The sequence below is a fragment of the Saliniradius amylolyticus genome (genome assembly GCF_003143555.1).
GTDB lineage: Bacteria > Pseudomonadota > Gammaproteobacteria > Enterobacterales > Alteromonadaceae > Saliniradius > Saliniradius amylolyticus.
Genome location: NZ_CP029347.1, coordinates 673,714 through 688,103, shown reverse-complemented (window position 1 = coordinate 688,103; position 14,390 = coordinate 673,714). Strand labels below are relative to the sequence as shown.

The window sequence follows — 14,390 nt, the reverse complement described above, 5'->3', positions numbered from 1 at the left end:
CTTCGTCTGGGCGGTAATCTTTCTTAGTGGCGTAATTTTACTGATTATCCGAGTTCAATGATACTGACTCAATACCGGAAAATGGCGCGCGGGACCTCTGTTAGATCCTCAGGTACAATAACGCGATTGATGAAGTTGCCGTAGTGATTTTATGACCCCAAAACGCTTTATTACCTCACAGGAATTACTGAAAGACTCCTTCTTACTGGCCGATCAGATCCTCAAAGACGGCTTTAAGCCGGACTTTATCGTCGGCATCTGGCGCGGTGGCGCCCCCATCGGCATTGCGGTGCAGGAGTATTTTGATTTTAAGGGCGTGGATACCGACCATATTGCCGTTCGTACTTCCAGCTATTACGGCATCGGCAAACAATCCAAAGAGATTCGGGTGCACGGCCTGCATTACCTGATTGAAAACGCCAATGCCGATGACAAGCTGCTGATTGTGGACGATGTGTTTGATTCCGGTCGCAGCGTAGACGCCCTGATAAAGCAGGTTAAGGCTCTCTCCCGTAAGAACACACCACATGATATTCGTGTTGCCTGTCCCTGGTACAAAGAGACCGCCCGCCAGGTAGATATTATGCCCGATTACTACGTGCAAAAGTCCGACGAATGGCTGGTGTTCCCTCACGAACTGTCGGGGCTGACGGCCGAAGAGCTAATCGAAGGTAAGGAAGAGTTAAGAGACATTCAACACTTACTGGTGTAACTGTTTGATATTATAATGAAGATTGACTGCCACATCCGCACAGATTGATGTGGCAGTCTGGTTCAAGCCATCTGCCAGGATGTAAATATCCCTACCCCACCCACACAATCTTGGCGATAAATACCGCGGTTAAGAACCACACGCTCTTACTGACCTCGTCGGCCTTGCCGCAAGTGGCTTTGGTAAAGGTGTAGGTGATAAAGGCCAGGGTAATGCCGTGGGCAATGGAAAAAGTCAGCGGGGTAAACAGCAACACCACGGTGACCGGCGCAGCCTCGGTAATATCATTCCAGTCAATGTTTTTGAGGTTAAACAACATCAGGATGGCCACATAGAAGATGGCCCCGGCGGTTGCATAAACTGGGATCATACCGGCCAGCGGCGCAAAAAACATGCTCAGTAAAAACAGTACACCAACGACCACTGCCGTCAGTCCGGTGCGACCTCCGGCCGCCACACCGGCAGCACTTTCGATATAACTGGTGGTGGTGGAGGTGCCCAGCGCCGCGCCGGAAAGTGTGGCAATACTGTCACTGGATAAAGCCTTGCCGATGCGCGCCACATTGCCGTCTTTGTCGGTCAGTCCCGCTTTTTGGGTAACGGCGATGAGAGTGCCTGAAGTGTCGAACAGATCCACAAACAGGAAGGCGAACACCACACTGAGCATGGCAACATCGAAGGCGCCCGCCAGGTCCATTTGCAGGAAAGTGGGGGCTAACGAGGGCGGCGCCGATACGATGCCGTTGTAATCCACGTCCCCCACCATAATGCCAATGACCGTCATCAGCAGAATGGCGATCATCACCGCCCCAGGCAGATTACGGGCAGTCAGTGCGGCAATCACAAAAAAGCCGATCACACTCATCAGCGGCACGAAAGCGGTGATATCCCCCAAAGCCACCAGCGTGGCCGGATGATCCACAATAATGCCAGCGTTTTTCAGCGCGATCATCGCCAAAAAAGCGCCGATGCCGGTGGCGATACCCAGTTTTAAGGTCCTGGGAATGGCATTGATAATCCACTCCCGCACCTTAAACAAGCTCAGCAGTAAGAAGATGATACCGGATAAAAATACTGCGCCCAGGGCCGTCTGCCAGCTATGGCCCATACCCAGTACCACACCATAAGTGAAAAAAGCGTTCAGCCCCATGCCGGGTGCAAGGGCAATGGGGTAATTGGCCACAAAGCCCATAATCAGACAACCAATAGCAGCGGCGATACAAGTAGCCACAAACACCGCGCCTTCATCCATGCCCGCCTCGGCCAGGATGGATGGGTTTACGAAAATGATGTAGGCCATGGTTAAGAAAGTGGTCAGCCCCGCCAACACCTCCGTTTTAACATCGGTGCCATTGGCCTGCAGGTTAAACAGCCGCTCCAACATAGTTCACCCTTAATTCACTCATTGAAGAAAAAATAAGCGGCGGATTATACCGATTTTGAGGCCCGGGTGTTAGGGTCAATATGGTCAACCAGCTCAGGAAAAAAACGCAAAAAACGGCTTTCGAGCTGGTCATAATGACACGCCAACTCTTCGACACTGCCATAGAACTGGTGTTGAAAACGGATCCGATCGGCGATGCGATCCAGCGCCTGCCCGACGCCTTCCAACGTCCGATAATGCGCCATCCAGTGATGCTGGATCATCATACTTACCACTCGCTGCATTCTTGGCGGCATCATGGGCAGTCGCCGCTCCAGACGGGCATAGGCCTGCTGACAAAAGTCATCAAAAGCCTGATCATTGTATTGAGCCCAATGCCGGATAAGAAAATGATCAAACAGAACATCCAAAGCAATACCGGCAAAGCGACGGCGCCGGCGACTGAACACACTTTTGGCGGCCAGTACTTCGGGATGGGCGTCGGTGAACCGATCCACCCGACGATGGTTATTCAATCCGGCCAATACCGGCTGCGAATAAACGGAGGTATCCAGTCCACGACAGAAATCTCCCAGCAGGTTCCCAAAGTGAGAATCGGCCGTCGGTTGTGCCAGGTAAAGGTGGGCCAAGTAATTCATCTGACTGATATTGCCATAGCGACAAGGGAATTGCAGGTCACTGCCCCATGAGCTGCAGTAATTGATTTTGCTCTTCTTGCACAACATCAATATCTACAGAGGCAGGAAGGTAAGGATTAGACAGTCGGTGCAGCATTGAGTCTCTCAATACCAGATGCTCCAACACATTTTTATGCGCTGGGAAGGCGGCAAAAAATCGATCAAACTCACCACTTTCCTTTAACCGCTTAAGGCCATACAGCAGACGGTCCGACAAACGCCGATTATGCTTTGCGACAAAGTATTTCACCACTTGCGGATAACAGATGACATGACGTTGCAAAATTGTCAGGTTGGAAAAAGACTGTTCGTCCAGCTCATTCATCGCCTCAAAAAGCCCCCGTGGATACAGCTTATTGCCCCGTACGCTTAAGGACTGATACTTTAGCCGATCCTCAATTGAAGTGTCTAAATTAAAGCCATGCAGCATCAGCAGTTCAGCGTCAGGCCAGTCTCTTCCAACCAGTATTGGGATGAGCCGCAATGCAGCTAAGCTGTCAACGCTCTCAAACCGGTCTTTATCCAGCATGTTTACCACCAAGAGGCGAATACCATAAGCGCCCTTGATCAGCGGAAAATTCACTGCCAACACCTGTGACTCACGACGCTCGGTTGCCACACTCCAAAAGACATCAATGGTACCTTTGTTAAGCTCTTTCAGCTGGCGGGACTGAGTAATGTGGATCTGCAGAGGCTGAAGTTTATAGGTGCCATACCTTTCCTGCGAGGCCTGCATTGCTTTATCCAGAAGTTCAATAAAATAACGGTTGTTGGGATTTTTGTAGAGGCTGGTGAAGTCAACAAAGCTGACAACATCAGCCAGGAGGGGCCCGGACATAACAGCGAGCCCAAGATAAAACATCAATGCGGTTAACCGGCGAAGTATCAGACTGCACATAGCTCTTATCAAAAGGTAGTGGGTAGACCCCGGTGCGGTCATCCCTGATAAGATTTCCTCTGTTTAATAAGGATAGTTCGGATTTATCTGTATGGCGGGTTGGTTTATTTTTTATCTGGCTGACATCATCCTCAAAGCTCCCCTTTGCCCCGATCTACTCTTTTGTGACGCGACCAGAAAAAGTCAGCATCAGCACCCGATCCCAGTTGGTTAAAAACAGACGATGGTTGGCTTCATCCAGTGCCACATTTGCAGCAAACCGGTCCAGACCAACTCTTGCCATCAGCTGCCCCTGAGATGAAATGATAAACACTCCGCCCGGCCCAGTGGCAAACAACCAGTCTTGTGATGACACTTTCATCCCATCGGGCGCCCCATTCCATTGAGGGCCGGACACCCACCCCGACATATCAAACCACGGCTGGCCTGATTCGAACTCTCCCTGGGCATTACGCTGATAGCGCATCACTACCGCGTTTTCCGGGTCAGAGACAGAAACATACAAGGTCTGTTCATCGTTGGACAAGGCAATCCCGTTGGGGCGAGTGAGAGAGTCATCAATCAACCTAACGGCCTGACCGGGTCGCCAGTGCCATACCCCGTTAACAGCCATTTCCTTTAAAGAAGACTGGTCGCGTTCCTTTAGCCCATACGGAGGGTCGGTGAACAGCACGCCTCCCGACCGACTCACCACAATATCGTTCGGACTGTTTAGTCGTTGGCCATCCACTTCATCCACAAGCGTTCGGCGCTCCCAACTCCCCGGCGTCAACACCTCGACTGCCCGGCGCCCCGCCACCGTCGCCACAAACGTACCATGTTTGTATCGGTGCAAGCCCCCGATGCCACTATCGGCGATCCCTTCTGTTCCCCGGGCAACTCCCGAGGGCGATAATACCTCGGTTACTCCAGATTTCTGCTGCCAACTATAGAGCTTACTGGCCGCCACATCATTAAAATAGAGTGTCTGAGTCTTTTCATCCCAAAGCGGTCCCTCAGTCCATTGATAACCTCGCCCGAGAATACGCGCTTCTTTCAATTGTCCCCACTGCTGGGTGAAAGCCTCATCATGAATTTGGACGGATACGGATAGCGTCGACTCTGCCGCCAAACTGCTCAGCGAATATAACGCCGCCAATACCATCAATAGTGTCGTAAAAAGACCGGTTTTCATCGTGTTAAGTCCTTGGTGTGTTTGAACGCCCCGCCCCCAGTATGGAATGCTATACTGAGGTATCAAGCCATAACAGTATGAATCGAGCTTTCTTGTGGTTCGACTCGTAGAGAGAACAACATCTGTAATGCACTGTTGTCGGAGTTTACTACTGTGAGTCTGCCATTTTCGTTTCATACTCAAATTGATGAAGAAAACGCTGTCTTGATGATCGTGGCCAGCGGCGACGCATCGCCCGAGCAGGTTATCGCCATGTATGACGACGTCGGCCAACAGCTTGCCTCGCTTCAGCTCGAGAAGGTGTTACTGAACGCTACAGCACTGCAGCTCAATTATTCACCGGACAAAGTGCTTGAAATTACAGGAAAACTGGCCGAGCTGTTTAAGCAGGTGAGTCTGGCAAGAGTGATCAACTTGTCGGACTTTCGTAATGATTTAATCGAAACCTTCGCCGCTCGAAACCAGCTAAGGATAAAGAGTTTTACAGAACCGGAAGAGGCCATCGCCTGGCTGAATATGAGAGGCACAGATTAGTGTTGTGTTATTCCAGTGCTTAGGTAGACTGATTAAAGCTTAATAATCAAATAATTATCGTTCAATTTACTGACCATGGGTTGTGCTTTTTTTCGTTTACTGAGCCTCATGTTGGTGATGTTTATCACCAACAACGCCGTTGCCGAGTCCGGCTATCGGATTGCCGTTGTGGGCAAAACGAAAAATGACAGCTTTTACCAACAGTCCTATAAGGGCTGTCTGCACTACGCAAAATCTCACCCTGAAATCCATTGTTTGTATGACGGGGCGGCCGATTACCAAGACGTACGCACTCAGGTGTTGGTGCTTGAAGACCTCTTAAAACAAGACATCGATGCACTGTTAGTCTCAGTCACCGACTCGGCTTACCTGGTTGAAGGGGTTTTAGAACAGTATGCCCGTCAGAACGTTCCGGTTATCACCTTCGATTCAGACCTGCTGCCACAGCACCGAAACTACCGAATGGCCTATGTGGGGACCGACAACTTCGACTTTGGGCAGGCTCTAGGAAACGCCGCCAAGAAATACAAAAAACGACAACCGCAGTCCATCTGTCTACAATCCGGCCATCGCACCACACCAAATCTCAACGCTCGGATCGCCGGTGTTCGTCACGCACTGTCAGGCCAGAGTGAACAACGGCTCAATGGCAATAGCGGCTGGATCGAGCACCCTCGCTGTCCGCTTTACAACATGGGCAAACGTTACGATGCCGTAGAGCAGATGGTAACCATGCTGGGCTACGAACCTCGGCCAATATTCCTGGCCGTCGCCGGCTTTGCTCAATTTAACCCCAGATACACTCAGGCGCTCTCGGTATTCAAACCAGACATAAAGAAAAACCAAGCGGTTATCATTTCTGCCGATACCGAAGAGATTCAGCTTAACGCGCTACGACAAGAACTTTCGACGCTCAATATTGGCCAACGGCCATTCGAGATGGGGCGACTTAGCACCGAATTAATGCACCGTTATCTGAGCGAAGGTGCAAAGCCCGCACAATCCCATTACTACCTGGATTATCATTACTGCACCCCTGATAACGTCGACACCTGCACCACCAATTATTAAAAGCAACTTCGGTCATGAAACACTTTTTTGGGTTCCCCTTTGGAAAGCCCATTATGCATGGCGATACGCTGGTTCTTGCGTCCCAACAACCGAAGTTGAGTCATTCGCTCCCAAAATAGCGCCGCGCGTGTGTCTTTCTTCCAGCTTTTCTTAAACAGATACTTGGTCGCCGCAATGGCGTCGGGACTCTTATCACTCAGGCAGCGAGCCAGTCTGCGCGCTTCTGCAACCGGGTCTTCACTGATTTTACTAATAAGCCCGTAAGCCGCGCCTTCTTCACCTGAGAATATTCGCCCCGTCATCGCCAGCTCCTGAGCAATATCCACTCGTGTAAGACGGGAGAGGGTCACCATACCGCTCATATCTGGCACCAGGCCCCACTTAATTTCCATAATTGACAGCCGGGCATCCGGGGTCGCAATGCGGTAGTCGCACCCAAGGATGATCTGCATCCCGCCACCAAAGCAGTTACCGTGCACAGCCGCAATCACCGGCATAGGCAGGTCGCGCCAGACATGCGCCACACGCTGGAACCGGTTGTCCTTGGACCAGGGCAACTTCAGAAAGAGTCGCGCCACCATGGATGGTTTCTTTGCGACCGCAGAGAAGTCCAGTCCGGCGCAAAATGACGGCCCCGCGCCACGTAGGATCACACAACGCACCGAGCGGTTACGGCGTATTTGTTTACCAATATCCAGCAGCGCCAGGAACATGGCCTCGTCCAGTCCGTTATGCTTCTCGGGTCGGTTCAGGGTGACGGTGGCGATGTATTCATTAATCTCAAGGGTAGCGCGTTCAGTCATAGGGCTAAGGTTTGGTGGGTAATAAAATCATAATTCCATAATCCCGGTTTCCCATCCAGTATGATCCGCCATCAGACCAAGATCGCCTTTCTGGGCCTCTGGGCTATGCTGAGGGGAGCCAATACTAAGGAGACCATCATGCTTAAATCGCTCCCTCTTTTCACCGTGCTAATCACCGTGTTACTCAGCGGCTGTGTCGCTAATCAGGGCGCCACTGTCGCCGAAAAGCGTCAGGCGGTGCTGGTGATGAAGGACACCGTTCTGACACGTCTGTTCAACGAGAAGCCCTCAACACGAGCCCAGCTCAACGCGGCACCGGGTTACGCGGTCTTTTCCAACGCCAATGTAAATCTGTTTTTTATGGCGGCCGGAGGGGGCTATGGAGTGGTAAAAAACATGGCCAGCGGCCAGCATACCTATATGAAGATGGCTGAAGGCGGCGTGGGCCTGGGCCTGGGCGTAAAGGACTACCGAATCGTCATGGTCTTTCATACCAAGGAGGCCATGCATCAGTTTGTGGAAAGCGGCTGGACCTTCGGCGGTAATGCAGACGCGGCCGCCAAAGCCGGTGAGCAAGGTGGTTCAGTACAGGGCGAGGCCTATTACGGCAATGTCACGGTCTATACCCTTACCGAGAGCGGACTGGCCTTACAAGCCACCATCAAAGGGACCAAGTTCTGGAAAGATAACGAGCTGAATTAACCCGCTCCCTCAAGGAAGAAAGCCCGGCAAGCAGAGCTTACCGGGCTTTTTCGTTCAAGTAGTACCTTAAAGGTTAACGCAGATCGAAGCGGTCGGCGTTCATCACCTTAGTCCAGGCATTAGCAAAGTCCTGCACAAACTTGTGCTGATTATCATCCTGTGCGCAGACCTCCGCATAGGCCCTCAGGATGGCATTGGAGCCAATTACCAAATCCACCCGCGTGGCGGTCCATTGAGTTTCACCACTGGCCCGGTCCACAATGTTGTACAGATTGTTGCCAGTAGGCTCCCAGCGGTAGCGCATATCGGTCAGATTGACGAAAAAGTCATTGGTCAGCTTGCCGACACGATCGGTGAACACGCCATGAGAGGTACCGCCATGATTGGCGCCCAACACGCGCATACCACCAATTAACACCGTCATCTCGTAGGCCGTTAGCCCCATCAGTTGAGCGCGGTCTAAAAGCAGCTCTTCGGCCGATACCGAATAATCTTTTTTCAGCCAGTTACGGAAGCCATCGTGGATGGGCTCCAGTGGCTCAAAGGATTCGGCATCCGTCATCTCGTCAGTAGCATCGCCCCGCCCGGGTGCAAAAGGCACGGTGACATCAAAGCCCGCTTCCCTGGCCGCTTTTTCGACGGCGGCAGTTCCGCCCAGCACAATCAAATCCGCCAGGCTAACCCGCTTATCCAGACCCGACTGAATATCCTCCAACTTGCTCAATACCTTTTGCAGTCGCTCCGGTTCGTTGCCGGGCCAGTCTTTTTGGGGGGCCAGACGAATCCTGGCCCCATTGGCACCGCCGCGATAATCGGAACCCCGGAACGTACGCGCGCTGTCCCAAGCGGTGGTAATCAGCTCCTGCTGGGTAAGTCCGCTATTCAGCAGCGTTTGTTTTAACTGCTCAACTTCTGTGTCACTGAGTTTATAATCCACGGAAGGTACCGGGTCTTGCCAGATTAAATCTTCAGCTGGCACATCCGGTCCCAGATAACGAGACTTCGGCCCCAGATCCCGGTGAGTCAGCTTGAACCAGGCGCGGGCAAACACCTCAGAGAAGTGTTCAAAGTCATTGTAAAACCGTTCAATATGTTTGCGATAAGCCGGGTCCATCTTCATGGCCATGTCGGCATCGGTCATAATCGGTGTGACGCGTCTGGATGGATCTTCCACATCCACAGGGCGGTCTTCTTCCTTGATATCAATGGGCTCCCACTGCCAGGCACCTGCCGGGCTCTTTTTGAGCTCCCATTCGTAGTTCAACAGCAGGTGACAGTATCCGTTATCCCATTTTGTAGGGTAAGTGGTCCAGGCCCCCTCTATGCCAGAGGTGACGGTATCGCGGCCGATGCCGCGTTTAGTGTGATTATTCCAGCCCAAACCTTGCTCGTGCACATCGGCGGCCTCAGGCTCCGGCCCCAGCAGGTCTTCATCGCCGTTTCCGTGCGTCTTGCCCACGGTGTGACCTCCAACCGTCAACGCGGCGGTTTCTTCATCGTCCATCGCCATGCGCTTGAACGTCTCACGCACCTGGTCGGCGGTTTTGAGTGGGTCGGGATTACCATTGACCCCTTCCGGATTGACGTAAATCAGGCCCATTTGCACAGCCGCCAACGGGTTTTCCATGGTGTCGGGTTTATCCACCTCTTCATAACGCTCGTCACTGGGCGCCAGCCATTCTTTTTCCGCCCCCCAGTACACATCTTTCTCCGGATGCCAGATATCTTCCCGGCCCCCGGCAAAGCCAAAGGTTTTTAACCCCATGGACTCATAAGCCATATTGCCGGCCAGAATCATCAGATCGGCCCAGGACAGTTTATTGCCATACTTTTTCTTAATCGGCCACAACAGGCGACGCCCCTTATCGAGATTGACGTTATCCGGCCAGGAGTTTAATGGCGCAAACCGCTGATTGCCGGTGCCGCCGCCACCACGTCCATCGGCAATTCTGTACGAGCCTGCCGCATGCCAGGCCAGACGAATCATTAGGCCACCGTAGTGTCCCCAGTCTGCCGGCCACCACTCCTGACTATCGGTCATCAACTGCTTTAAGTCTTGCTTTACGGCTGCCAGATCCAGCTTACTGAACTCACTGGCGTAATCGAAATTATCATCAAAGGGGCTGGTCTTGCGGTCGTGCTGGTGAAGAATGTCGAGGTTTAGACTGTTCGGCCACCAACTGGTGTTGGACTTGCCAGATTGGGTACTGCCGCCGTGCATCACTGGGCACTTTCCTGCGGGCGTTGATTGACTCATAGTGCGTCCTCCTTTCAGACGTTCCATTCAAGTACTGCTTGGTACAGCATAAAGTGGTTATTGGATTAACTGAGTCATTTCAATTTAGTCGGCGGGTGATAAAAGCTCAAAGTGATTAAAGCGATGAGGGCAATCGTATTAGGGGATGAATCAGACAGATAAGCACGCGCTCCTGCTCTCAAAACGCATTAACAACCGCTCGGAGCGACAACAATGGCGGTGCAGAGAAGAGGCATCCTTGCCACATCGCTTTAAGGTAAGCAGTCCACAAACTGTAAGCGCATTGCATCAGCAACCACGCTGCCATTGGCGCCACTGCTTTCAATGGTAGCGCTCAGAGTCGCTCCCTGTGCAACGGCATAGGTGCCCACTGGATTCCACTGGCTACCATTACTGGTTTGATCCAGAGTCAGTACCTGAGAGGCAGCGCCATCATCGACCGTCAGAGAAACATTAGAGGCATAATTACGGTTGGCGGGGTAATACGCCGACAGTTGCCATGTTCCCGCAGCCAGCCCCGTGAAATCATAGCGCGCACTCTCTGTACCCACAGAAGGCTGTTCGTCGAGCAGGTAGTTACTGCCATAGTGTTTGTTCCCGCGACTGTCGGACTGCCAGTTACCGCTAAGAGTGGCTTGCGAGTTGTCCAGCACCAGATCATTGACCGGGGGAGCCTGGCAACCGCTGCCTCCGTTTTGTGCATACCAGTCGGTCACATAAAAAAACACGTTGTCGATAAGGTCGTACCAACTGCTGTCATTATTTGCGTAACCATTGCTCAGAATGGCAATAGACACGTCAAAGTCAGGCACATACATCACGATGCTTTTATAACCAGACAGCGTTCCCGTGTGCCCATAATGAAGATAGCCATAGGTCGCCGCATCCCAGATATAGGTACTCAGTCCGTAGCCACTGTTATTGGCCGAAGGACTGGTCATTTGCTCTACTGAGCTGCTGGTAAGATATTGCCCACCAAGAACCTGTCTGGCCATAGCCGCAACATCCTCAGGCGTTGCCACTACAGCGCCTGCCGCCATAATGCCGGTCTTATGAAATTCGTAAGCTCGATCATTTGCAGCCAGATCGTTAATCGGCGTACTCGGATTGGACCAGTCATCCAAGAAGCTGTTTGTGAGCTGCAATGGTTCAAAGAGATAAAACGACAGGGCATCGCTTAACGGCATTCCTGTGACTGACTCCACCACTAAACCTAGCAAAAAGCTGCCGGTGTTGGAGTAGCTGTAGGCCGACCCCGGCTGATGTACCGGACCATTGTCGATAGCGTACTGCATGATCTCATCACCGGACCAGAGTTTGTAAGGATCGTCGAGAGCGATAGACCAAAAGTCATTGGTACCATTGATGTGGTCATAAACGCCTGCAGAGTGATCCATCAGTTGGCGGATCGTCATCACATCACCGTTGGGCAGTCCCGGCACGACAAGGTGTTGAGCCACAAGATCATCAACATTCAATAAGCCCTGCTCCTGAAGCTCCATCACTAGGGCGGCAGTGTAAAACTTGCTAATGCTGGCGACCCTGAATCGCATGTTTGGTTGCACCGACTGGCCAGTTTGAGTATTACCTGTGCCGATACTCGCGAACACACTGCCCTGATCAGGCGTATTCACAGATATGGCCACTCCCGGAACCCCTTTCAACCGTTTAAAACTGCTGTCCAATTCTGCCTGCAGCCCAGCCTGGAAGTCAGAAGCCAGGGCACTGGCACATAGTAGCCAGGCTCCGACACTGAAGTAGTTAATTATTTTACGCATCATTTTGTCCCGTTGTTATTCGTTGAGTACGAGGACTCGTACTACTTCACCGAGCCATTCGTTCCCGGTGAATTCATTCACCTGGGAAATCTCACTGTATGACGTGAACAGACAGTACATAAATTAACCACTATCGGGAAAACCGATGGTTCCGCCAATGACCAGCCACAAAACTCAGATATTTGAGGATCTCGCTCTCGGTCACACTGGCGAAGTTGTTATGTTTTATTGAATACATCCGCAGTCATAGAGTCCGACTTCCCAAACCGGGATTCCGCATAGTCTCAACAGCCAGCGCAAACCTATCCGTTTACCGCTCAAGAAGCGCTTGTTACTAATGGGTCGCCCGTTATCCGGTAAATGGGTTAAAGTACGCCTTTTCAGGCACAGGAAATACGTATGACAACGCCCTTTCACTACACCACCAGCTACGTGCTGGATAAAAGCCATTTCAGTGAAACCTATGACCAGTCGGCAAAACAGGAAAACGGGCTTAAAGCCTATGCCATGGCAATTCTGGTTGGGTTGGCAGGCGTGGCGGTGCTGCTGTTGTCTGAAGTCAGTGCCTACTTCGCCTGGTTTTTAATTGGCCTCGGGGTGGTGGAGGCGCTGAGCGTGCGCTTTAAAAAGGCTTGGTGGCTGACCCGACAGATGTTCAGTCGCGGCGCGAATAAGGAAGTGACCCTGACCATCGACGAACAGGGCATTAAAACCCAGTCACCGGTGGTTGATCAGGCGCTGGAATGGGACAACGTCACCCATATCCAGCCCACCGACAAGGGCTGGTTATTTTATCAGGGCAACGCCCGTTCTTACCTGTCCGGCCGCTGCCTGTCGGACGAGGCGCAAGACTTTATCCGTCAGCAGGCAGAGGCCAAAACCGACAAGGCCCGGGGCTGAATCTCAGCGCCCGGGCCTTTTTACTATCCAAAGCTTACCGGAATCAGGCTTTATCCAGCGCCTGACGCACATCGGCGATGATATCGTCGATGTGCTCAATACCCACCGAGATACGCACCAGGTCCTTACTGACACCGGCTTTGCTGAGCTCTTCCTCATTCAACTGGCGGTGGGTGGTGGAGGCCGGGTGACAAGCCAGTGACTTGGCATCCCCAATATTCACCAAACGCAGGATCATCTCCAGCGCATCGATAAAACGCGCACCTGCCTCGATGCCACCCGAGATACCAAAGCTTAGGATGCCGGACGCCTTACCGCCGGTCACCTTCTGGCACACCTCACGGTAGGGACTGTCGGGCAAGGCGGCGTAATTCACCCACTCCACCTTGTCGTGGTCCTGTAAAAACTGCGCCAGCTTCTCGGCGTTTTCACAGTGGCGGTCCATACGCAGGCCCAGAGTTTCTAGGCCCTGCAGGATATTAAACGAATTGGTGGGTGAGATGGCCGCGCCGGTATTACGCAACGGCACCACACGACAGCGGCCAATATACGCCGCTTCGCCCAGGGCTTCGGTATACACCACACCGTGATAGGACGGGTCCGGCTCGTTTAAGACTTTAAAGCGCTCTTTATTGGCCACCCAGTCAAACTTGCCGGAGTCCACAATCGCCCCGCCCACCGAGGTGCCATGACCGCCGATGTATTTGGTCAGTGAGTGCACCACAATATCCGCGCCCAGTTCAAAGGGGCGGCACAGGTAAGGCGTGGCGACAGTATTATCCACAATCAGCGGCACGCCGTGTTTATGGGCGATGTCGGCCAGACGCTGAATGTCCACTACATTCCCGGCCGGGTTGCCGATGGACTCACAGAACACCGCCTTGGTCTTGTCATCGATGGCCTTGTCGAACCCATCGAAATCATCGTGAGACACCATGCGCGCCTCGACGCCCTGCTTAGGCAGCGTATGGGCAAACAGGTTGTAAGTACCGCCATAGAGCTGACTGGTGCTGACGATGTTATCGCCCACCTCACACAAACACTGCAGCGAATAGGTAATGGCCGCCATGCCTGAGGCCAGACACAGCGCCCCGATGCCCCCTTCCATGGCCGCAATGCGCTGCTCCAGTACATCGGTGGTGGGGTTCATAATGCGGGTATAGATATTACCCGGCACCTTCAGGTCAAACAGATCCGCCCCGTGCTGGGTGTTATCGAAGGTGTAAGAAGTGGTCTGGTAAATCGGCACCGCCGCCGCTTTGGTGGTGGCTTCCGATTCATAACCATGGTGCAACGCCAGGGATTCAAGCTTCATTGTGGTTCCTTTTCTAAAGTCTGTAACCGCGCCAGTGCAAGGCAACAGCGGTAAATGTTGAACAACTGCAAGCCATAGTGACACAGGCGAAACGGGAATCAGTAGACCAAGGGGTTGTAAAACAGTACCGTAAGGAATAATAAAAGCGTACGTTGAGACAAGGCCCTGGACGCTGTTATACGAGA

Annotated in this window: 13 protein-coding genes; 5 read left to right on the top strand and 8 right to left on the bottom strand. The window is 52.5% G+C overall.

Annotated features, from left to right (window positions below; all coding sequences use genetic code 11):
* Window positions 1-151 precede the first annotated feature (151 nt).
* Window positions 152-712 (top strand): phosphoribosyltransferase, encoded by a 561-nt coding sequence (locus HMF8227_RS03320; protein WP_109338827.1) that lies wholly within the window; start codon window positions 152-154, stop codon window positions 710-712.
* A gap of 91 nt (window positions 713-803) precedes the next feature.
* Here the strand turns inward: HMF8227_RS03320 and HMF8227_RS03315 are convergent, their stop codons facing one another.
* The 4 genes from HMF8227_RS03315 to HMF8227_RS03300 all read right to left on the bottom strand — a co-directional run bounded on the left by HMF8227_RS03315 (window position 804) and on the right by HMF8227_RS03300 (window position 4,845).
* Window positions 804-2,096, bottom strand: coding sequence for an NCS2 family permease (locus HMF8227_RS03315; protein WP_109338826.1), 1,293 nt, complete (start codon window positions 2,094-2,096; stop codon window positions 804-806).
* Between the two features lie 44 nt (window positions 2,097-2,140).
* Window positions 2,141-2,734 (bottom strand): acyl carrier protein phosphodiesterase, encoded by a 594-nt coding sequence (locus HMF8227_RS03310; RefSeq protein ID WP_109338825.1) that lies wholly within the window; start codon window positions 2,732-2,734, stop codon window positions 2,141-2,143.
* 37 nt (window positions 2,735-2,771) lie between these two features.
* On the bottom strand, window positions 2,772-3,611 hold the full coding sequence (locus HMF8227_RS03305; protein WP_162558478.1) for a hypothetical protein: 840 nt from the start codon (window positions 3,609-3,611) through the stop codon (window positions 2,772-2,774).
* Between the two features lie 214 nt (window positions 3,612-3,825).
* A complete protein-coding gene (locus HMF8227_RS03300) occupies window positions 3,826-4,845 on the bottom strand; it encodes an SMP-30/gluconolactonase/LRE family protein (RefSeq protein WP_162558477.1) in 1,020 nt (339 codons plus the stop codon).
* A gap of 153 nt (window positions 4,846-4,998) precedes the next feature.
* On the opposite strand from HMF8227_RS03300, the gene HMF8227_RS03295 reads away from it, so the two are divergent.
* Together HMF8227_RS03295 and HMF8227_RS03290 are read left to right on the top strand one after the other, a co-directional pair.
* Complete coding sequence (locus HMF8227_RS03295; protein WP_162558476.1) at window positions 4,999-5,379, top strand: hypothetical protein; 381 nt, start codon at window positions 4,999-5,001, stop codon at window positions 5,377-5,379.
* A gap of 108 nt (window positions 5,380-5,487) precedes the next feature.
* A complete protein-coding gene (locus tag HMF8227_RS03290) occupies window positions 5,488-6,450 on the top strand; it encodes a substrate-binding domain-containing protein (protein WP_239421184.1) in 963 nt (320 codons plus the stop codon).
* On the opposite strand, the gene HMF8227_RS03285 is transcribed toward HMF8227_RS03290, so the two are convergent.
* A complete protein-coding gene (locus HMF8227_RS03285) occupies window positions 6,447-7,253 on the bottom strand; it encodes a crotonase/enoyl-CoA hydratase family protein (RefSeq protein ID WP_109338820.1) in 807 nt (268 codons plus the stop codon). The genes HMF8227_RS03290 and HMF8227_RS03285 overlap by 4 nt on opposite strands.
* A gap of 138 nt (window positions 7,254-7,391) precedes the next feature.
* Between HMF8227_RS03285 and HMF8227_RS03280 the strand changes: the two genes are divergently transcribed.
* Complete coding sequence (locus tag HMF8227_RS03280) at window positions 7,392-7,955, top strand: lipid-binding SYLF domain-containing protein (RefSeq protein ID WP_109340994.1); 564 nt, start codon at window positions 7,392-7,394, stop codon at window positions 7,953-7,955.
* A gap of 73 nt (window positions 7,956-8,028) precedes the next feature.
* On the opposite strand, the gene katG is transcribed toward HMF8227_RS03280, so the two are convergent.
* Window positions 8,029-10,212, bottom strand: coding sequence for a catalase/peroxidase HPI (gene katG, locus HMF8227_RS03275; RefSeq protein WP_109338819.1), 2,184 nt, complete (start codon window positions 10,210-10,212; stop codon window positions 8,029-8,031).
* A 251-nt stretch (window positions 10,213-10,463) separates the two neighbouring features.
* Complete coding sequence (locus tag HMF8227_RS03270; protein ID WP_109338818.1) at window positions 10,464-11,993, bottom strand: serine hydrolase; 1,530 nt, start codon at window positions 11,991-11,993, stop codon at window positions 10,464-10,466.
* 396 nt (window positions 11,994-12,389) lie between these two features.
* Between HMF8227_RS03270 and HMF8227_RS03265 the strand changes: the two genes are divergently transcribed.
* A complete protein-coding gene (locus HMF8227_RS03265) occupies window positions 12,390-12,890 on the top strand; it encodes a YcxB family protein (protein WP_109338817.1) in 501 nt (166 codons plus the stop codon).
* 43 nt (window positions 12,891-12,933) lie between these two features.
* On the opposite strand, the gene HMF8227_RS03260 is transcribed toward HMF8227_RS03265, so the two are convergent.
* On the bottom strand, window positions 12,934-14,205 hold the full coding sequence (locus HMF8227_RS03260; protein WP_109338816.1) for an O-acetylhomoserine aminocarboxypropyltransferase/cysteine synthase family protein: 1,272 nt from the start codon (window positions 14,203-14,205) through the stop codon (window positions 12,934-12,936).
* Window positions 14,206-14,390 lie beyond the last annotated feature (185 nt).